Source organism: Fusicatenibacter sp. (assembly GCF_050872605.1).
Lineage (GTDB): Bacteria > Bacillota > Clostridia > Lachnospirales > Lachnospiraceae > Fusicatenibacter.
This window is the reverse complement of sequence record NZ_JBNMHD010000020.1, coordinates 1-19402: the sequence shown is the minus strand read 5'-3', so window position 1 is coordinate 19402 and position 19402 is coordinate 1. Positions and strand designations below refer to the sequence as shown.

Genomic DNA, 19402 nt, shown 5'->3' with positions numbered 1-19402 from the left:
TTTTTGAAGAAAAACGGAGGATATAGGAAAAAATAAATTGTAAAAACAGGGAAAGAGTGATAGAATACAGCTATATGTTCAAATGTGCATGCTGTCCCACTCGGCAGTGTGAGAAAAAAGAACTTTGAACTTGAACATGCAGGAGGTTACCCATGAGTAAAAGATATGAGCCACAGAACATTGAGAAAAAGTGGCAGAAGATCTGGCAGGACGAGAAAGCCTTTGCCGCCACAGATGATTATACAAAGCCAAAATACTATGCACTCGTTGAGTTTCCGTATCCGTCAGGACAGGGACTTCACGTGGGCCATCCGCGTCCGTACACCGCACTGGATATCGTAGCCAGAAAGCGCAGAATGCAGGGCTACAACGTACTGTATCCGATGGGATGGGATGCATTTGGTCTTCCGACTGAGAACTATGCGATCAAGAACCACATCCATCCGAAGATCGTTACCAAAAACAACGTACATCACTTCAAAGATCAGCTTCAGTCCCTTGGATATTCCTTTGACTGGGACAGAGAGATCAACACCACCGATCCGGAGTACTATCACTGGACCCAGTGGATCTTCCTCAAACTCTTCAAAGCAGGTCTTGCTTACAAGAAAGAAATGCCGATCAACTGGTGTACTTCCTGTAAGGTAGGTCTTGCAAACGAGGAAGTTGTAAACGGCGTGTGCGAGCGCTGCGGAAGCCCGGTTGTCCGCAAAGTAAAGAGCGAGTGGATGCTGAAGATCACCGAGTATGCAGACAAGCTGATCGATGGTCTGGACGGCGTTGACTATATTGAGCGTGTCAAAACTTCCCAGAAAAACTGGATCGGACGTTCCCACGGAGCAGAGGTTGATTTCTCCCTGAAAGATAAACCGGAGAAGCTGACCATCTACACCACACGCCCGGATACCCTGTTCGGTGTTACGTACATGGTACTCTCCCCGGAGCATCCGTACATCGACCAGTACAAAGATGAGATCAAGAACTGGGATGAGGTCTGCGCATACCGTGAGATGGCAGCCAGAAAATCTGACTTTGAGCGTTCCGAGCTTGCAAAAGACAAGACCGGTGTCATGATCGACGGACTTTCCGCAGTCAACCCGGTTAATGGAAAAGAGATCCCGATCTGGATTTCCGATTATGTACTGATGAGCTACGGCACCGGCGCCATCATGGCAGTGCCGGCACACGATGAGCGTGACTGGGAGTTCGCAAAGAAATTCAACATGCCGATCATCGAGGTTGTTGCAGGCGGCGACGTACAGAACGAAGTTTACACCGACGTTGCAGAGGGAACTCTTGTCAACTCCGGTTTCCTGAACGGACTTTCCGTTGCGGAAGCAAAAAAGAAAATTCTTGAGTGGCTCGAAGAGAACCACGTTGGAAAAGCAAAAACAAACTATAAGCTGCGTGACTGGGTATTCTCCCGTCAGCGTTACTGGGGTGAGCCGATTCCGATCGTACACTGCGACAAATGCGGTTACGTTCCGGTTCCGGAAGAATCTCTTCCGCTGGAGCTGCCGGATGTAGAGAGCTACATGCCGACCGATAACGGTGAGTCTCCGCTGGCTGCCATGACAGACTGGGTCAACACCACCTGCCCGTGCTGCGGCGGACCTGCAAAACGTGAGACCGATACCATGCCGCAGTGGGCTGGTTCTTCCTGGTATTACATCCGTTATACCGATCCGAAGAACAAAGAAGCTCTGGCAAGCAAAGAAGCCATGAAATACTGGCTGCCGGTTGACTGGTACAACGGAGGAATGGAGCACACAACCCTTCACCTTCTGTATTCCCGTTTCTGGCATAAATTCCTGTACGATCAGGGCGTAGTTACCTGCCCGGAACCGTATCAGAAACGTACTTCCCACGGAATGATCCTCGGCGAGAACGGTGAGAAGATGAGTAAATCCCGCGGAAACGTTGTCAACCCGGATGATATCGTAGCTGAGTTCGGTGCAGATACCCTGCGTACGTATGAGATGTTCATCGGTGCCTTCGACTTAAGTGCATCCTGGTCTCAGGAAGGCGTAAAAGGATGCCGTCGTTTCCTCGAGCGTGTATGGAAACTGCAGGACAGCCTGGTAGACGGAGATTCCTACTCCAAAGAGCTGGAGTCCAAAATGCACCAGACCATCAAGAAAGTATCCAGCGACTATGAGTCCCTGAAATACAACACAGCGATCGCAGCCATGATGACCCTGGTCAACGAGTTCTACAAAGCCGGAAAAGTAACGAGAAAAGAGTTCGAAACCCTTCTGATCCTGCTGAATCCGGTTGCACCGCATATGACCGAGGAACTGTGGGCAGACCTTGGATACGAAGGCCGTCTGTACCAGACCGCATGGCCGGAGTTTAACGAGGAGAAGACCGTAGAGGCAGTAGCCGAGATCGCTGTTCAGATCAACGGCAAAATGCGCGGAACGATCAAAATCGCCAAAGATGCAGATAAAGAGACCGCAATCGCCGCTGCAAAAGAGGCAGTTGCAGACAAACTGACCGGAAACATCGTAAAAGAAATTTACGTACCGGGAAGAATTGTGAATATCGTTCAGAAATAATAATTATATAAGCTGAAGAAAGGAGGCTGATTCTTGGAAAAAGAGTCAGTCTCCTTTTGCATAAATATTGCTGTTTAGCAAGGAGGGATACAAAATGGATCTTGAAACAATCAGACAGGAAGCGCGTGCCGTTGCAGAGGAGCTGATTACGACGGCGCAGATGAAACCGGGACAGATTCTGGTAGTGGGATGTTCTTCGAGTGAAATTCACAACAGTAAGCTCGGAACGGATTCCAGCCAGGAGATCGGGCAGGCGGTGTTTGAGGCGCTGTATGCGTGTACGAAGGAGCACGGGCTGTATCTGGCGGCGCAGTGCTGTGAGCATCTGAACCGCGCGGTTGTTCTGGAGCGTGCGGCGGCAGAAAAATACGGTTACGAGCCGGTCTGCGCGGTACCGTGGCTGCATGGCGGCGGATCGTTTGCGATGGCGGCATACTATGGATTGGAGGACGCTGTCACCGTAGAGCGTGTGCAGGCGCATGCAGGTATTGATATCGGTGATGTGCTGATCGGCATGCAGCTGAAGGCAGTAGCCGTTCCGGTCCGGGTATCACAGAAAACCATCGGAGATGCGCATGTTGTCTGCGCGCGGACAAGACCGAAATACATCGGCGGCGAGCGGACGCATTACGCGGAAGACCCCGAGATGAGAAAGTAAGAAACTGTGATTGGTAAATCAAAAAATGCCGTACAGGCGGAGAAAAAACTTCCAACGCTGTACGGCATTTTTGATGTTCGGTTTTACATTTTATTTCGCTTTTCTCGCTTCCCGTTTCCGCAGGAAGAAAATTTTCTGCTTCCGGTAAAAAGAGGAAATGGAATCCACGAGGATGCTCAAATATCGCAGAACCGGCTCTGTTGCGACAGAGAATACGACCAGCAGCATGATACATTTTCTGGACATATCCGAGATGGCAAACAGCTGATTTAGATAGGTGCTGCAGAAGATAAAGGCGACGATCGAGCCGATCAGGATCGTCCAGCGCATCCAGTTGAGCGGCTTGCTGATCCGGTAGAGAATCATAAAACCGACAATGGCGAGCAGCACGGTGGCGGCGGTCGAAATATCTTCCGAGCCGACCGCAAATTCCTGGCCGAAGACGACGAGTGTTGCGACCATCAGAAAGTCGGTCAGCGCCGCAGGCAGGGCCCGTGTCAGAATGTTCGTGATAAAGTGGCCCTCGATCCGGTTTTTGTTCGGCATCAGCGAGAGCAGGAAGCCTGGAATACCGATCGTAAACATACTGATCAGCGAGATCTGGGACGGCTCCAGCGGATACGTCACCATCGAGATCAGTGAGAAGATGGACAGCAGGAACGAGAAAATGTTCTTTACCAGGAACAGCGTTCCCGAGCGCTGCAGGTTGTTGACAACGCGGCGGCCTTCCAGTACGACAGAAGGCATCTTCGAAAAGTCGTTGTCCAGCAGAACGAGCTGTGCAGCCTGTGCGGCAGCGTCACTTCCGGATGCCATCGCAACGGAGCAGTCGGCATCCTTTAATGCGAGCACATCGTTGACACCATCGCCGGTCATCGCAACGGTCTTGCCGTTTTTCTTTAAAGCCTGGACAAACTGGCGTTTCTGGTCTGGTGTGACACGGCCGAACACGGTGTATTTCAGGATTGCTTCTTCGAGCTCTTCCGGTGTCTTTAGAGTGGAAGCATCAATATAATCCTCTGCGTGTGCAATCCCTGCCTGGCGGGCAACCTCAGATACCGTTACCGGAGTATCACCGGAGATGACCTTGACATGGACACCCTGATCTTCGAAGTAGCGGAACGTTTCCGGTGCTTCTTTTCGGATCGGATTGGAGAGAAGCACGTAGCCAAGCGGTGTGACACGGCCGGAGAGTGCTTTTCCATCCGGTACAGTTTCGGATGTGCCGAAGACGAGGAGACGGAATCCCTTTGAGGTATACGCTTCAATTTCACTCTGATAGCGTGCAAAATCATCGCGGAGAACGAACTCCGGGGCACCGAGCACGTAGGAGACATCCGAAAATGTCACACTGGAATACTTGAATTCCGAGGAGAACGAAGTCATCGAAACGGCAGTTCTGCCGTTGTTGTCTTTAAAATATTCTTTCAGTGCCGCCATAGTAATGTTGTCGTTTGACATGGCAGATGCGAAATCACCGACCGCAAGGGAAAGCTCTTCTTTCTGCGGTGCGGGAGCATTTTCGCCGGATTCTGTATCAGGGACTGAACTGGAGCCGACCAGAATCAGATCATGTACTTTCATATTTGTCTCGGTGATGGTTCCCGTCTTATCGACACAGAGCACGTTGACGCGAGCCAGCGTCTCGATACATTTCATATCATGCACGAGAACCTTCTGCGAAGCCAGCCGCATAACGCTGACGGCAAGGGCAACGCTCGCAAGCAGGTAAAGACCTTCTGGGATCATGCCGAGTACGGCGGCCACCATCGAGGTAATGCTCTCACGGAACGTTTCGTGGGAGACGAAAAACTGCTGGCCGAAGAGCAGAAGACCGATCGGAATGATCAGAATGCCGACAAACTTTACCAGCTTGTTGAGGGAGCGGATCATCTCGGACTGTTCGCCCTCTTTCATGGCCTTTGCCTCGAGGGTCAGACGGGAAATGTAGGAATCTTCACCGACCTGGGTCAGACGGCTCTTGCAGCTTCCGGAGACGATAAAACTTCCGGACATCAGCTCGTCGCCCGGGCGCTTGGTAATCTCATCGGATTCACCGGTAAGCAGCGATTCGTTGACCTGTACCTCACCTTCAAGCACGACGGCATCAGCGCAGATCTGTTTTCCTGCGGTAAATACAACAATATCATCGAGTACGAGATCCTCCGCGGCGAGTGTTACCTCAGCCCCGTCACGGATCGCAGCAGCCTTCGGCGCGTTTAAAACAGACAGCTTTTCCAGCGTCTTTTTCGCCTTGATCTCCTGTACAATACCGATCAGCGTGTTCGCGATGATGACCGGCAGAAACGTAAGATCCCGGAACGAACCGGCAAGGATCAGAAAGATGGCAATAATCAGAAAAATCAGGTTGAAATACGTACAGACATTGCTCTTTACGATCTCGGCCGTTGTCTTGGACGGAGGTTCCACCGCGCGGTTGGTCCAGCCGTTCTCGCGGTACTCGGCAACCTGCTCGGCGGAAAGACCTTCGGAAGGGTCTGCCTCATAGCGCGTCGTTGGAACACGGCGGTGAATGATTTCGGGAATTGTTTTGTTCATAACAGTTATATTCCTCTCCGGCTGTCCTGATAAAGAAGAGACAGCCTCACTGTGGGTTGTTTGAAAAAGATCACGTCTGGAATCTTTTTCCATACTAAGAAGTATACCATAGAGCATCGAAAAAGAAATGAAGGAAGTATTAAATTTTACGAAAAAAAGACTTTTCGCAAAGAGGAACAGATAGGAATGTGCGAAAAGTCTTTTGTAGTCTGAATTTAGTCCTGTACTTCCTGAAGATTGCGGATGTTCGGTTCCGCCATCATGGAGTAATTGGTGTAATAAACAACGAAGCCCGGTTTGCTTCCGTTCGGTTTGCGCAGGTTTTTCTTTAAGGTGTAGTCGATTTCCACCTTCGGTGCCTGTCTGCCTTTCGAGTAATAGGCGGCGAGAGCAGCGGCCTCTTCGTAGACGGAATCCGGCAGCTCTTTACCGTTCGTCTTTACGATGACATGGCTGCCCGGCTGGCCTTTCGCGTGGAACCACCAGTCGTTGCCGGAGGCGAATTTAAACGAAAGTTCCTCGTTCTGGAAGTTGTTCTTGCCGACATAAATGTCAAAGCCCTCGGAGGAGCGGTAGTGGAACGGATGGGAGGTGATTTTCTGCTTTTTCCCTGCCGGTCCCTTGCGGCGGATGTAGCCGTACTCGATCAGCTCTTCTTTTAACTGCACCAGATCCGCCTCATCGAGCGCAATATCAAGCGCCGTGCTGATGGATTCGAGATGGTCGATTTCCTCTTTCGTCTCGACAAGAAGTTCCTCGAGTGCCTCACGGGTCCGCTTCAGCTTTCCGTAGCGGTCGAAGTATTTTTTCGCATTTTCGCCGGCAGAGAGCGTTCCGTCGAGCGGAATCGTGATTTCCTCGCCGTTATAGTAATTGACGGCTTTCAGCGAAGTATCGCCCGGCTGGCAGCTGTAGCCGTACGTATTTAAAAGCTCACCGTAAATCCGGTATTTTTCCCGCTTGTCGGTGTCTTTTAACTGTTTCTGCTGCAGGTCGTATTTTTTGACATTCCGTTCGAGTGCGGTATTGACGACACGGCGCAGATCGGAAGATTTCTGACGGATGCGGGTGATGCGGTTTTTCATGGCATAGTATGTTTCCAGTACACCGGAGATCGAATCGTATGTTTCCTCCCGCAAATCCTGATACTGCGTCAGTTTCAGTGCGGAAAATTCTTTCGGCTCATCGCCCTGGTATACGATGTTCGGCGTAAATGCGCCGTTTTTGATATCTTCAATCAGATAAGAGAAGGTGCGGAACAGATGAAGCTTCGCATTTTCTTCGAGTGCATTGACCGCAAATCCGCCGTCGATGCCGGCGCGGCAGCAGACTTCCTCCGCCATCAGCGGGCTGAAGCCGGTAAGGGAAGTGTAGATTGCCTTTGCGGCAGCCATCGGTTTCGTGCAGACGAAATCGAAAAATTCTTCTTCTGTGATCGTGAGCGGATCTTTCTTATCCTGCGTGTGCGGAATGAACCAGGTGCGGCCCGGAAGAACCTCACGGACAGAACTCATGTTGGCGGAAATATGTTTGATACTGTCAAGGATCGTATTGTCCTCCTGACAGAAGATCAGGTTGCTGTGTTTTCCCATGATCTCCACAATCAGCTTCTTGCGGCAGATATCGCCGAGTTCGTTCAAATGCTCGAGCTCAAAAACAAGAATACGCTCGAGTCCCGGCTGGGTAACGGAGAGAATGCGGGCGCTGCCGATGTGTTTGCGGAGCAGCATACAGAAATTCGGTGCGGTCATCGGACCGGGCTTATTGTTGTCCGTCAGGTAGATCAGCGGAAGCGATGCACTTGCCGAGAGGAGAAGACGGTAAACGGTACGGTTGTTTTTTATTGTAATCATCAGCTCGTCGTTTTCCGGCTGTGCGATCTTGTTGATCTTTCCGCCGACGATGGTCTGATTCAGTTCCTGTGCAATATTTGCAATGGTAATTCCATCAAAAGCCATAGAAAAATCTCCTTTGTTTGAAATTCTAGTATTTTCATTATAATACAGAAAAAAAGATTTGACTAGGCTTTCTGAATGAATTATAATAAATCCGTATGGGTAGATGTATTTTCTGAAAAAGACTTCAGAAGGTACAGGAAAGGACGGATTGTGGCAAAACTGATCAACATCGGATTCGGCAATGTCGTAAATTCGGATAAAATAATAGCAGTGGTGAGTCCCGAGGCGGCGCCCGTCAAGCGTATGGTGCAGCGTGCAAAGGAAAGCAACCGCATCATCGATGCGACGCAGGGAAGACGCACGAAAGCAGTGCTCATCACCGGAGAAGAATTTATCATCCTTTCGGCTTTGCAGCCGGAAACGATCAGCCGCAGATTCAACGGCGGCTGGGAAACAGAAAAAGAGCGAGGGGAATCTGAAAATGAGTAGAGGAATACTTACTGTAGTATCCGGTTTTTCCGGAGCAGGAAAAGGAACACTGATGAAACGCCTGATGGAGGAGTACGACAACTATGCGCTGTCAATCTCCGTCACCACAAGAGACCCGCGTCCGGGCGAGGAAGACGGCGTATCGTACTTTTTCCGTACAGAAGAAGAGTTTGACCGCATGGTAGAAGAGGATGCCTTCCTCGAGTATGCGCGTTACGTAAAACATTCCTACGGAACGCCGAAGGCATACGTAGAGGAACAGCTGGATGCCGGAAAAGATGTTCTGCTTGAGATTGAAATCCAGGGAGCACTTCAGGTCAAGGAAAAACGTCCGGACACCCTTCTTGTGTTCATCACACCGCCGACTGCCGAGGAGCTGGAACGACGCCTCCGGGGACGCGGAACGGAAACAGAAGAAGTCATCAAAGGCAGAATGGAGCGTGCAAAAGAGGAAGCACAGGGCATGGACCAGTACGATTATGTCCTGATCAACGACGACCTCGAAACCTGCGTAAAACAGATGCATGAGACCATTCAGAGCCAGCATTTCATGAGCAGCAACCAGAAAGACTTTATCGAACAGATGAAAAAAAGTCTGGAAAAATAGAAAGGAGCATTTATTATGATTCATCCATCTTATCAGGAACTGATTGCAACTATTAACGAGGGCCAGGATCTGGATGAGGCACCGGTTGTCAGCAGCCGTTACTCTCTGGTACTTGCAACAAGCAAACGTGCAAGACAGATCATCGGCGGAGCTGAACCGCTTGTAAAAGTGAAAAAAGGCATGAAACCGCTCTCCATCGCCGTAGAGGAGATGTACAAAGGAGAGGTTACAATCCTTCCGGAATCTGAAGTTGAAGCGGAAGAGGAAACAAAAGAGGAGCCAGTAATTGAATAATATGAAAATTCTGTTTATTTCCCTTGGATGCGATAAAAACCTGGTAGATTCCGAGCATATGCTGGGTCTTCTGGTAGAGCATGGCTTCGAGATCACCGATTCCGAGGAAGATGCAGAGGTTATCGTGATAAACACATGCTGCTTTATCCACGACGCCAAAGAAGAAAGCATTCAAAATATTCTTGAAATGGCGAAGTACCGTACAGCGGGAAGCTGTAAGGTTCTTCTGGTAACGGGCTGTATGGCAGAGCGCTACCGCGATGAAATCATTGAGGAGATTCCGGAGGTTGACGCCGTACTTGGAACGAACAGCTATGACAAAATCCTGGATGCCATTCAGGATGTCCTCGGCGGCGACCGCTTCCAGGAGTATGCCGATCTGAAAGGACTGCCGAAAATCGATGCACAGCGCGTTGTAACGACAGGAGGCCATTACGAATATCTGAAAATTGCAGAGGGCTGTGACAAGCACTGTACCTACTGCATCATTCCGAAGCTGCGCGGACCGTACCGCTCTGTTCCGATGGAGGAGCTGGTGGCAGAAGCGAAGACGATGGCAGAACAGGGTGTCAAAGAGCTCGTTCTCGTTGCGCAGGAGACAACCATGTATGGTATCGATCTGTACGGAAAGCCGTCTCTCCACCTTCTGTTAAAAGAGCTCTGCAAAATTCCGGAGCTCTACTGGATCAGGATTCTGTACTGTTATCCGGAGGACATCTATCCGGAACTTGTTCAGACGATGAAGGAAGAGCCGAAAGTCTGTCACTACCTGGATCTGCCGATTCAGCATGCCAACGATGAGATCCTGCGCCGCATGGGCCGCAGAACCTCCAAACAGGAGCTGATCGACAAAATTGATTTCCTGAGAAGCGAGATACCGGATATCACACTGCGCACCACGCTGATCACAGGATTCCCGGGAGAGACAAAAGAGCAGCACAAAGAACTCCTCGAGTTTATCAACGACATGGAGTTCGACCGTCTCGGTGTATTTACCTACTCCCCGGAGGAGGGAACACCGGCTGCCGCGATGGAGCATCAGATCGATGAGGAGGTAAAACTGGACCGTCAGGCAGAACTGATGGAACTGCAGCAGGATATCTCTGCAGAACTCGGCGAGCGCAGGATCGGCCAGGAGCTTCTTGTCATGATCGAGGGCAAAGTGGCGGATGAGGATGCCTATGTGGGCAGAAGCCAGGCGGACGCACCGGGTGTAGACGGCTATGTATTTGTCAATACACCGGAAACACTCGTATCCGGCGATTTCGTAAGAGTGAAAATTACCGGCGCGCTGGAATATGATCTGATAGGAGAGATAAGCCAATGAATTTACCAAACAAATTAACGATTCTGCGGGTAATTATGATTCCGTTTTTCGTGTTCTTCCTGCTGTCTGGCGTGGGCGGAAGCGCGTCCAAATGGATTGCGCTGGTAATCTTTGCCGCTGCCAGCATCACGGATACTCTGGACGGCTACATTGCAAGACGTGACAATCTGATTACCGATTTCGGAAAGTTTATGGATCCGCTGGCAGATAAGCTGCTGGTATGCTCTGCACTGATCTGCTTTGTAGAGCTGGACAAGCTTCCGGCGTGGATGGTTATTATTATCATCGCAAGAGAATTTATCATCAGCGGTTTCCGCCTGGTTGCTTCGGACAATGGAATTGTCATCGCAGCAAGCTGGTGGGGAAAATCGAAAACAATCAGCCAGATGATTATGATCATTCTTCTGATCGCCGACATTCCGGCACTTTCCGTGCTGAATACCGTGCTGATCTGGGTTGCACTGATTCTGACCGTTGTTTCTCTGATTGATTACCTGGTAAAAAATAAAAACGTGCTTTCCATGCAGAACTAAACGGGAAAAGGCACAGAAAAAACGCTGACCGATTTGGAATTCCAGACCGGCAGCGTTTTTTGTGGTTTTCAGCGTTTTTTCCCGGAAGCAGCGGAGCGGAAGAGGCGGACCATCTGGTCAATTTTTGCCGCTTCCTGTTTGGATTTTCCGGCTTTGATGGCAGAGATGATCAGGTCCGCCTCGGAGGCGGAAAACTGTGCGCCGCCCTGATTTCCCTGCATCAGGGAGAGAAGAAACGGCATCATTTCCGCCTGGGATTTTCCGCGGCTCTGGGAGGCCATCTGCTGCAGTGCCTGAAGCCGGGCGAAGTCAATTCCGGAAAGAGAGGGGTCCTGCGACCAGTCGTTTTGCTTATCATCCGAACTCATAGCAGATCCTCCTCATTTCCGGGATTTATATTCTGAAGCATCTGGACCATCTGCATGGTCTGAAACATTTGGGAGAGAAGATCCCGCTGCGGACCGGCGGCAAAACGGGAAATATCCTGCAGCATCTCAAGTGGAGAGACGTGCGGGGTATCCACAGACATCATGGAAAGGTCGGCCGGACGGGAAAAAAGCTGAATGGTCCGCTGGAGCTCGAGCCATTTGCTCAAAATCGCAAGGGAGGGCTGCAGGCCGAAGGAGGCGTAGGGAATGGCAGCCTTCAGCATCTGAAGCTGATCCTGTGCGATCATCTGGTCCAGCGGTGTCATCTGTTCCACATTTTGTTCCTGTTCCTGATTCAAATTAAGATCCTTCCTGGCAGCATTCCTGCATTTGTCTTTTTATTTCTCTTTATCTTATGTTCCAGGCCGGAAAAAATGACAGAAGGCGGGAAAAAACATATGATAAGAGGAAGAAAGAAAAAGGAGACCGCCGGAAAATGGATGGAAAAGAAACAGCAAAAAGAAAACAGGTACTCGAAGGGAATGCCTTTTATGAAATAGATCTGGAATGTATGAGGAAAAAAGAAAAAAGAGAAGAGATGGAAAAGCGGGAAAGAGAAGCACGGAAACCGAAACGGTTTCGCTGAAAGAGAATTCTGGTGAAAAAAAGCCCCGGGGCGGTTGATCCGCACCCGGGGTTTTTTCTGCCCGAACATCTGGGAGGACTGAAAAAAGGTCAGCAGCCGCATCCACAGTTATTGCTGTTGCCGCATCCACAGCCGTTGTTGTTCCATCCGCCGCAGCAGAACAGAAGAATCAGAACGAGCCAGCAGTCGGAATTGCAGCCATTGTTGTTGTTTCCGCATCCACATCCGCCGCAGCAGGAGAGGAGAAGCAGAATCCAGATAATACTGCAGCCATTGTTTCCGAACAGGTTGTTGTTGGAAACACCGCATCCATTATCGCAGCCACAGCCATTGTCACATCCGCATCCACAGTTTGTAGCAGCTAAATCACTCATGTTTGTTCCTCCAAAGGAATCATTTTGCTTACAATTCATGATATGAAAAGCTGCAGCTTCGGGTTACTGTTAAAATGAAAAAATCAAAGACTAAAGACTGCGTCCCTGAAAATCAAACAATTCTTTGACCGGAATATCGAGTGCCTCGGCGATATCAAACAGAAGATTCAACGAAATAGAGGTTTTTGTGTTTGGCGCTTCGATATTGCTCATATGGGTACGGCTGATATGTACCGCCTCGGCAAGTTCTGCCTGCGTCATTCCCTTTGCTCTTCGGTAGTAGGCAATCGTAAGTCCAAGAAGGCGAAGATCGTTCAAGCGTTCGTAATTCATAGTCAGGAATCCCCCTTTTAGTTTTATAATTATAATGATAATACGTAATGATACAACGGAAAACAATCAAAAACAAGGCAGTTGCACATTGAGAATTTGCAACAACAAACGGATATACCATAGAAGCAAACCTGTGAGCGGGAAAATCAGTTTGTCATAAGGCTTGTGAAGCTCTGATATAATTGCAGTCTGCCGTATCCCCATTCTCTGCTCGGGTAAGTAATGGTATCAGTTCGGTCTGCGCCGCGGATCAGATAGTTTTTCAACTCCTGTGCCGTAAAATAGCGGGAAGGTGTGCGCTGAACGCCCCATTGAAGAAAAAGAGCGGCAGCGCCGGATGTAATGGCAGCGGACGCACTGGAACCGCTGAAATTTACATAGGATCCGGCCGGCCCAGGTCCGGTAACGGAAACGCCGGGAGCAGCAAAGTCTGGTTTGATTTCGCCAAGCCGCGTAAAGCCGCGCCCGGATTCCGGCGAAAAGCTGTTGTTGGAGGCCTGATACGTGGAAGGGGACAGAACAGGGACCGTGGAGGATGGTGTTGTCAAGGTTGTGTACGGGTCCGGTTCCAGAAACGTTACATCGGACGTGGAAAAGCCGGTGACAGGAAGCCAGATATGAAAATCCGGCGGGGACGGAAAGGCGCGGTAAACCTGAAGCGTCCAGATGCCGGGTGTCGGATCCATCATGCGGATCAGGATGAGCTGGCTGCCGGTTGTGGTCTGGACAACCTCGTAGTTGACGTAGATTACGGTGCGCGCCAGGACGAAAGTGATCCGCTGTTCCTGATTTAAAGAGACGGGAATCCGCGGAATTGTCTCACCGCCGGGAGAGCGGAATCCGACAGAAAAAAGCTGCGGAGCCTGTCCCCAGAGTTCCAGAACAAAACCGCGGTTTCCCTCGGAAACAAGAAACTCTACATTTTTCGGGGTGTAAGTTTCAGACACAAAGCCATAATAATGATGTGCAGCGTTTCCTTCATTGCCGGTTGCGCAGACGGGAATCACACCCGGTGTATTGCCGTAGCGCGCCAGGGTCAAAGAGACGGGAAGCGTACCGGAGTGACTGCCCTGATTCGTTCCGAGTGCCAGACACAGGACGAGCGGTTTTCCCTCCGCTGCAGCGATTTCGTTTAGAAAACGCATGGCGGCGAGAAGGTCATCTTCCTCAAAAACAGGAGCATCGGAGGAGAAAAGATAAAAATCTTTCAGGTTCTGTTTGGCAGGTTTCAATTTGACAACGGCAAAATCCGCATCCGGTGCCGCACCAAGAAATCCGGCGGAGGGATCTGGAGTGCCGCCGGCGACTCCTGCGATATATGTGCCGTGGCCGTCAGAATCGGTTACAGGGACAAGGGAGAGCGGATCACTGCTTTTCAGCGCAGCGTCAAGATCGGATTTTGTATAGAGACTGCCGTAAGGAAACTGCACCGGAGGTGTTCCTGTGCGGTCTGTCTGATCCCAGACGGCGAGAATCCGGCTTTGGCCGTTATGCTGCAGAAACGCAGGGTGGCGGTAATCGATGCCGGTGTCCAGAAATCCCAGGATCACATGTTTCCCCGTGTACCCGCCGTCATAGAGATTCTGTGTCTGTACAATGCCGGACACCTCCAGAGAAAGCGTGGAAAGCGGAGTGAAAAGTTTCGGGAGACCGGTAAAGGGAACTGCACCGAAGAGATTTTCCGGCAGCAGACTCCGCTCGAGAAAGAGGATCGAATATTGCGGATTGAGCGGAAGAAGGGCGCTTGACTCTGGAAACAGCATCTGGTACCGCTCAGACTGCGCCACGTAATTTTGAATCAGAATGTTGATGTAATCGTTGGAATAAATGATGTCTGTAAGATCCATAAAGAGATCCTTTGTTTTTGATGCTATTGTATGCAAACATTACGTCAAAGTATGCATGAAACAAAAAAAGCCCCCCTTACCTGACGCAGTGTCTGCGCGGTAAGGGGGACGAAATAGAATCAGCTTTCGAGAAGAGCGCTGATATCCTGCTTCGGTACTTCCATTGGGTAATGGCTGTCGAAGCATGCACGGCAGATCGGCAGATCGCCGACCATGTTCTGGAGTTCCTCGATCGGCATGTAGCCAAGAGAGTCGGCTCCGATCTGCTGGCGGATCTCCTCCGTGGAGTGAGAGCTTGCGATCAGCTGTTTGTTCGAAGGAACATCGGTGCCGAAATAGCACGGATACAGGAACGGCGGAGAGCTGATACGGACATGGACTTCGGTCGCGCCGGCTTTGCGAAGCATCGTGATCAGGTTGGAAATCGTTGTTCCACGGACAATGGAGTCGTCGACGAGCACGATCCGTTTTCCTTTTACAACAGATTCGAGAACGCTCAGCTTGATTTTGACGCTGGATTCCCGTTCCTTCTGGGTCGGCTTGATGAAGGTACGGCCGACATAGCTGTTTTTGTGGAACGCAAGACCGAACGGAATGCCGGATTCTTCGGAATAGCCCTTTGCGGAGGCAAGTCCGGAGTCCGGGACACCACAGACGAGGTCTGCATCAACCGGGTAGGTCTTTGCGAGAGTTGCACCGCCGCGGATTCTGGCTTCGTAGACACTGATATTGTCTATTTTGCTGTCGAGGCGGGCAAAATAAATATATTCAAAAATACAATGCGCTTTTTTTACGTCAACCGGCATAAATTCGGATTTCAGATTTCCGGTTTTGTCAAACGTTACAATTTCTCCCGGAGCGACATCGCGGACGAATTCGGCGCCGATCGAAGTGAGGGCGCAGCTTTCCGAGGCGAGAACCCAGGCGTTGTCCCGCTTTCCGATGCAGAGCGGTTTTAAGCCATATGGGTCGCGCACGCCGATGAGTTTTCTCGGGCTCATGATGACAAGGGCATAGGCGCCGCGGATTTCTTTTACCGTGCGCAGAATCGCTTCTTCTACCGTTTTGGAATGAACGCGTTCCCGCGCAATGCCGTAGGCGATGATTTCAGAGTCAATCGAAGTGTGAAAAATTGCGCCGGTGTTTTCCATCTGCTCGCGCAGTTCCATAGCGTTGACCAGATTTCCGTTGTGCGAAAGGGAAAGGGAGCCTTTCAGATAATTCAGAACGAGCGGCTGTGCATTCTCTACGGTAGTGGAACCGGTGGTAGAGTACCGGACATGGCCGATGCCGATATTGCCGGACAGTTCTTCTAATTTGGATTCTTTGAAAACTTCGTTGACAAGGCCAAGGCCTTTGTAGGATTTCACATGGCCCTTTGGACCGCTGGTGTCAGAGACGGCAATTCCGCAGGACTCCTGTCCTCTGTGCTGCAGGGCGGAAAGGCCATAGTAGATCGAAGGACTGACGTCGGCACCATCCAGATCGTAAATGCCGAAAACACCACATTCCTCCCGGAGACCGGTATCATAACAATTGTTTGACGATGGCTGCATAGGTATTCTCCTTTTTTCAGTTGTAGACCTGCATGTTTTAAAAACATTGATTATCATACTCATTTTTGCGGATGATGTCAAGAAAATCGTGATATGTATAAAATATGGTGCAGAAATTTAGGATTTCGTGGAAAATGTCGAAAATAATAAAAAATAGTAAAAAAAAGTTGCAGGAAATTCGAGATGTGTTATAATCGTTTTTGATTTTGAATGAAAGCCCCGGACAGCAGCTATGAATGAGCCATGCTTGCATGAGCGAATTCATAGATATTGGGCGGGCAAGACGACATGAGTAAGTAGGGCGATAGCCCGGATTACGAATGTTGTCAGCAGTTACGGGAGCGACGCAGGCGCGGAGTAACTGGCTTTCATCATAGAGATGTCGCCGGCAGGCGGCATTTCCTTTTAGAGAAACTTGTGACGGAAAAGAAAATATCAGAAGAGAAAAGCAGGAGGAAATCAATATGGCAGTAAAATATGTCTTTGTGACAGGCGGAGTAGTCTCCGGCCTTGGAAAGGGAATCACGGCGGCGTCCCTTGGACGGCTTTTAAAAGCCCGAGGATACAAAGTGACGATGCAGAAATTTGACCCGTACATTAACGTTGACCCGGGTACGATGAACCCGATTCAGCACGGCGAGGTTTTCGTTACCGATGACGGCACAGAGACAGACCTCGATCTCGGCCACTACGAGCGTTTCATCGACGAGAGCCTGGATAAAAATTCCAACGTGACGACCGGAAAAGTATACTGGTCTGTTCTGCAGAAAGAACGCCACGGTGATTTCGGCGGAGGCACCGTACAGGTCATTCCGCACATTACAAACGAAATCAAGAGCCGTTTCTACCGCGGAAAAGAAGTAGATGAGGAGCGTATTGCCATCATTGAGGTCGGCGGAACCGTCGGCGATATCGAGAGCCAGCCGTTTTTGGAGGCAATCCGCCAGTTCCAGCATGACGTCGGACACGAGAACGCCATTCTGATCCATGTTACCCTGATTCCATATCTGAAAGCTTCCGGTGAAATGAAAACAAAACCGACGCAGGCGAGCGTAAAAGAGCTGCAGGGAATCGGTATTCAGCCGGATGTCATCGTATGTCGGTCCGAGCATCCGCTGACCACCGAGATCAAAGATAAAATTGCTCTGTTCTGCAACGTTCCGTCAAGCCATGTTCTGCAGAACCTGGACGTGGAGTATCTATATGAAGCTCCGCTTGCCATGGAGAAAGAGAACCTGGCGCAGGTTGTCTGCGAGAGCCTTCACCTTCCATGCCCGGAACCGGATCTGTCCGACTGGACCCATATGGTAGAAGCACTCCGCCATCCGAACAAAGAGGTGACGATTGCGCTCGTCGGAAAGTATACCCAGCTGCATGATGCATACCTGAGCGTTGTTGAGGCATTAAAACACGGCGGAATTGCAAGCCATGCAAACGTACACCTGAAATGGGTGGATTCCGAGCTGGTAACCGAGGAGAACGTGGCAGAGTATCTGAGCGATGTGGACGGTGTTCTGGTACCGGGCGGATTCGGAAACCGCGGTATCGAAGGCATGATCACAGCGATTCGATATGCAAGAGAGAACAAGATTCCGTTCCTCGGCCTCTGCCTCGGCATGCAGCTGACGATTGTTGAATATGCAAGAAACGTTCTCGGTTACCACGACGCACACAGTATCGAGATGAACCCGAACACCATGCACCCGGTGATCGCACTGATGCCGGATCAGGATGGAATCGAGGATATCGGCGGTACGTTACGTCTCGGCGCATATCCATGCGTCCTGGCAGACGGATCGAAAGCACAGGAGCTGTACGGTGAGAAAGAGATTTCCGAGCGTCACCGCCACCGCTATGAAGTAAACAACGATTTCCGGAAAGCACTGACCGAAAACGGCATGGTTCTCTCCGGTGTTTCTCCGGACGGAAGAATCGTTGAGATGGTAGAGCTTTCAGATCATCCGTTCTACATCGCAACGCAGGCACATCCGGGGTTCAAATCCCGTCCGAACCGTCCGCATCCGCTGTTCCGCGGCCTGATCGCAGCAGCAGCCGAGTACCATGCGGCAAAATAATCGATAAATGGTATGAAAAATTAGGTAAAATGCAGTAATAACCTAAGAAAGTTAAGAAAAAATATAAAAAATTATATAAAAATTAAATTTGCTCTTTACAGGACGAAAAAAATAGAGTATAGTAAGGGCAATCCAGAAAGAACGGCGGGGAACAAAAGATTCCCCTCCATTCTTTTCAGAAAAGACAAAGGATAACCGAAAATAAGGAAAGTAAAGGAAGGGAAGCCGTATGACACAGAGCAAAGAGCGTGTCATGGGAGAAGAAGGGCTGTACCGTTCTTCCTTTGAACACGACAACTGCGGTATCGGAGCCGTCGTGAATATCAAAGGTGAAAAATCCCATGCGACCGTAGAAAACGCATTAAAAATCGTAGAAAATCTTGAACATAGAGCCGGCAAAGACGCCGAGGGTAAAACAGGAGACGGAGTAGGAATCTTGTTGCAGATATCGCACAAATTCTTTTCCAAAGCCTGTTCGACCCTCGGTTTTTCATTAGGCGGAGAACGGGAATACGGCGTCGGCGTATTCTTCTTCCCACAAAATGAGCTGAAACGGAACCAGGCAAAAAAGATGTTTGAGATCATCGTGGAAAAAGAGGGACTGGAACTCCTTGGATGGAGAACCGTGCCGACCGTTCCGGAAGTTCTCGGCCATAAGGCAAGAGAGTGTATGCCTTACATCATGCAGGCATTCATCAAAAAACCGGAGGATGTGGAAAAGGGAATCGCTTTCGACCGTCGTCTGTACGTCGTACGCCGTGTTTTCGAACAGAGCAACGACAACACCTACGTGCCATCCCTTTCCAGCCGTACCATCGTATACAAAGGTATGTTCCTCGTAGGACAGCTCCGCACCTTCTTCCGCGATCTGCAGGATGTCGATTATGAATCTGCAATCGCCATGGTGCATTCCCGGTTCAGCACGAACACGAACCCAAGCTGGGAGAGAGCACATCCGAACCGTTTCATCGTACATAACGGTGAGATCAACACTATTCGCGGTAACGCAGATAAAATGCTTGCCCGCGAGGAAAACATGGATTCTCCGTATCTGAAAGACGAACTCCACAAAGTTCTCCCTGTAGTCAACCGTAATGGTTCTGACTCTGCGATGCTTGACAATACCCTGGAGTTCCTGGTTATGAGTGGAATGGATCTTCCTCTTGCAGTGATGATCACCATTCCGGAGCCGTGGGCAAACAATGATACCATTTCCCAGGAAAAACGTGATTTTTATCAGTATTATGCAACCATGATGGAGCCGTGGGACGGACCTGCAT

General features: G+C 50.1%; 17 protein-coding genes and 1 pseudogene. 9 read left to right on the top strand and 9 right to left on the bottom strand.

Annotated elements, in window-relative coordinates; all coding sequences use genetic code 11:
- Positions 1–152 precede the first annotated feature (152 nt).
- Together leuS and ACY2VT_RS07690 are read left to right on the top strand one after the other, a co-directional pair.
- Positions 153–2558: a leucine--tRNA ligase gene (gene leuS / locus ACY2VT_RS07695; RefSeq protein WP_461877843.1), complete on the top strand. Its 2406-nt coding sequence runs from the start codon at positions 153–155 to the stop codon at positions 2556–2558.
- Positions 2559–2652: 94 nt separating this feature from the next.
- Positions 2653–3216: a TIGR01440 family protein gene (locus ACY2VT_RS07690; protein WP_022461419.1), complete on the top strand. Its 564-nt coding sequence runs from the start codon at positions 2653–2655 to the stop codon at positions 3214–3216.
- A 90-nt stretch (positions 3217–3306) separates the two neighbouring features.
- On the opposite strand, the gene ACY2VT_RS07685 is transcribed toward ACY2VT_RS07690, so the two are convergent.
- Both ACY2VT_RS07685 and ACY2VT_RS07680 read right to left on the bottom strand, forming a co-directional pair.
- Positions 3307–5775 carry a cation-translocating P-type ATPase gene (locus ACY2VT_RS07685; protein ID WP_461877842.1) on the bottom strand — a complete coding sequence of 823 codons (2469 nt, stop codon included), beginning with the start codon at positions 5773–5775 and terminating at the stop codon, positions 3307–3309.
- A 215-nt stretch (positions 5776–5990) separates the two neighbouring features.
- Complete coding sequence (locus tag ACY2VT_RS07680) at positions 5991–7733, bottom strand: Rqc2 family fibronectin-binding protein (protein ID WP_461877841.1); 1743 nt, start codon at positions 7731–7733, stop codon at positions 5991–5993.
- 150 nt (positions 7734–7883) lie between these two features.
- Here ACY2VT_RS07680 and ACY2VT_RS07675 point away from each other — a divergent pair, with 150 nt between their 5' ends.
- From ACY2VT_RS07675 to pgsA, 5 genes are read left to right on the top strand one after another with little or no spacing between them, the layout of a single operon-like run.
- A complete protein-coding gene (locus ACY2VT_RS07675; protein WP_055218332.1) occupies positions 7884–8162 on the top strand; it encodes a DUF370 domain-containing protein in 279 nt (92 codons plus the stop codon).
- Entirely contained in the window at positions 8155–8769 is a 615-nt protein-coding gene (gmk, locus tag ACY2VT_RS07670; protein WP_022461423.1) for a guanylate kinase, read from the top strand. The genes ACY2VT_RS07675 and gmk overlap by 8 nt, the downstream gene beginning before the upstream one ends.
- Before the next feature lie 15 nt (positions 8770–8784).
- Positions 8785–9063 (top strand): DNA-directed RNA polymerase subunit omega, encoded by a 279-nt coding sequence (gene rpoZ, locus ACY2VT_RS07665; RefSeq protein WP_022461424.1) that lies wholly within the window; start codon positions 8785–8787, stop codon positions 9061–9063.
- Position 9064: 1 nt separating this feature from the next.
- Complete coding sequence (rimO, locus tag ACY2VT_RS07660) at positions 9065–10390, top strand: 30S ribosomal protein S12 methylthiotransferase RimO (RefSeq protein WP_461879485.1); 1326 nt, start codon at positions 9065–9067, stop codon at positions 10388–10390.
- On the top strand, positions 10387–10923 hold the full coding sequence (gene pgsA, locus ACY2VT_RS07655) for a CDP-diacylglycerol--glycerol-3-phosphate 3-phosphatidyltransferase (RefSeq protein WP_055228244.1): 537 nt from the start codon (positions 10387–10389) through the stop codon (positions 10921–10923). The genes rimO and pgsA overlap by 4 nt, the downstream gene beginning before the upstream one ends.
- Positions 10924–10991: 68 nt before the next feature.
- Here the strand turns inward: pgsA and ACY2VT_RS07650 are convergent, their stop codons facing one another.
- The 7 genes from ACY2VT_RS07650 to purF all read right to left on the bottom strand — a co-directional run bounded on the left by ACY2VT_RS07650 (position 10992) and on the right by purF (position 16047).
- The gene (locus ACY2VT_RS07650; protein ID WP_022461427.1) at positions 10992–11291 is read right to left on the bottom strand and encodes a hypothetical protein; all 300 of its coding nucleotides are present in this window, start codon (positions 11289–11291) and stop codon (positions 10992–10994) included.
- Positions 11288–11650 (bottom strand): hypothetical protein, encoded by a 363-nt coding sequence (locus tag ACY2VT_RS07645; protein WP_173816484.1) that lies wholly within the window; start codon positions 11648–11650, stop codon positions 11288–11290. The genes ACY2VT_RS07650 and ACY2VT_RS07645 overlap by 4 nt, the downstream gene beginning before the upstream one ends.
- Positions 11651–11704: 54 nt before the next feature.
- Positions 11705–12067, bottom strand: coding sequence for a hypothetical protein (locus ACY2VT_RS07640; RefSeq protein WP_461879467.1), 363 nt, complete (start codon positions 12065–12067; stop codon positions 11705–11707).
- Complete coding sequence (locus tag ACY2VT_RS07635) at positions 12027–12311, bottom strand: hypothetical protein (RefSeq protein ID WP_055228247.1); 285 nt, start codon at positions 12309–12311, stop codon at positions 12027–12029. Before ACY2VT_RS07635 ends, ACY2VT_RS07640 begins: the two co-directional genes overlap by 41 nt.
- Positions 12312–12401: 90 nt before the next feature.
- Positions 12402–12644 carry a helix-turn-helix transcriptional regulator gene (locus tag ACY2VT_RS07630; RefSeq protein ID WP_022462361.1) on the bottom strand — a complete coding sequence of 81 codons (243 nt, stop codon included), beginning with the start codon at positions 12642–12644 and terminating at the stop codon, positions 12402–12404.
- 146 nt (positions 12645–12790) lie between these two features.
- Entirely contained in the window at positions 12791–14491 is a 1701-nt protein-coding gene (locus ACY2VT_RS07625; protein ID WP_461879466.1) for a S8 family peptidase, read from the bottom strand.
- Positions 14492–14610: 119 nt separating this feature from the next.
- Complete coding sequence (gene purF, locus ACY2VT_RS07620) at positions 14611–16047, bottom strand: amidophosphoribosyltransferase (RefSeq protein WP_022462359.1); 1437 nt, start codon at positions 16045–16047, stop codon at positions 14611–14613.
- Positions 16048–16511: 464 nt separating this feature from the next.
- Here purF and ACY2VT_RS07615 point away from each other — a divergent pair, with 464 nt between their 5' ends.
- Complete coding sequence (locus tag ACY2VT_RS07615; RefSeq protein ID WP_461879465.1) at positions 16512–18122, top strand: CTP synthase; 1611 nt, start codon at positions 16512–16514, stop codon at positions 18120–18122.
- A gap of 229 nt (positions 18123–18351) precedes the next feature.
- Positions 18352–19402: pseudogene (locus ACY2VT_RS07610) on the top strand (glutamate synthase subunit alpha); the annotation flags it as partial.

Excerpts from the sequence above, each read along its gene's own strand:
- leuS (WP_461877843.1), top strand. The coding sequence starts at position 153 with ATGAGTAAAAGATATGAGCCACAGAACATTGAGAAAAAGTGGCAGAAG.
- ACY2VT_RS07690 (WP_022461419.1), top strand. The coding sequence starts at position 2,653 with ATGGATCTTGAAACAATCAGACAGGAAGCGCGTGCCGTTGCAGAGGAG.
- ACY2VT_RS07685 (WP_461877842.1), bottom strand. The coding sequence starts at position 5,775 with ATGAACAAAACAATTCCCGAAATCATTCACCGCCGTGTTCCAACGACG.
- ACY2VT_RS07680 (WP_461877841.1), bottom strand. The coding sequence starts at position 7,733 with ATGGCTTTTGATGGAATTACCATTGCAAATATTGCACAGGAACTGAAT.
- gmk (WP_022461423.1), top strand. The coding sequence starts at position 8,155 with ATGAGTAGAGGAATACTTACTGTAGTATCCGGTTTTTCCGGAGCAGGA.
- rpoZ (WP_022461424.1), top strand. The coding sequence starts at position 8,785 with ATGATTCATCCATCTTATCAGGAACTGATTGCAACTATTAACGAGGGC.
- rimO (WP_461879485.1), top strand. The coding sequence starts at position 9,065 with ATGAAAATTCTGTTTATTTCCCTTGGATGCGATAAAAACCTGGTAGAT.
- pgsA (WP_055228244.1), top strand. The coding sequence starts at position 10,387 with ATGAATTTACCAAACAAATTAACGATTCTGCGGGTAATTATGATTCCG.
- ACY2VT_RS07650 (WP_022461427.1), bottom strand. The coding sequence starts at position 11,291 with ATGAGTTCGGATGATAAGCAAAACGACTGGTCGCAGGACCCCTCTCTT.
- ACY2VT_RS07635 (WP_055228247.1), bottom strand. The coding sequence starts at position 12,311 with ATGAGTGATTTAGCTGCTACAAACTGTGGATGCGGATGTGACAATGGC.
- ACY2VT_RS07630 (WP_022462361.1), bottom strand. The coding sequence starts at position 12,644 with ATGAATTACGAACGCTTGAACGATCTTCGCCTTCTTGGACTTACGATT.
- ACY2VT_RS07625 (WP_461879466.1), bottom strand. The coding sequence starts at position 14,491 with ATGGATCTTACAGACATCATTTATTCCAACGATTACATCAACATTCTG.
- purF (WP_022462359.1), bottom strand. The coding sequence starts at position 16,047 with ATGCAGCCATCGTCAAACAATTGTTATGATACCGGTCTCCGGGAGGAA.
- ACY2VT_RS07615 (WP_461879465.1), top strand. The coding sequence starts at position 16,512 with ATGGCAGTAAAATATGTCTTTGTGACAGGCGGAGTAGTCTCCGGCCTT.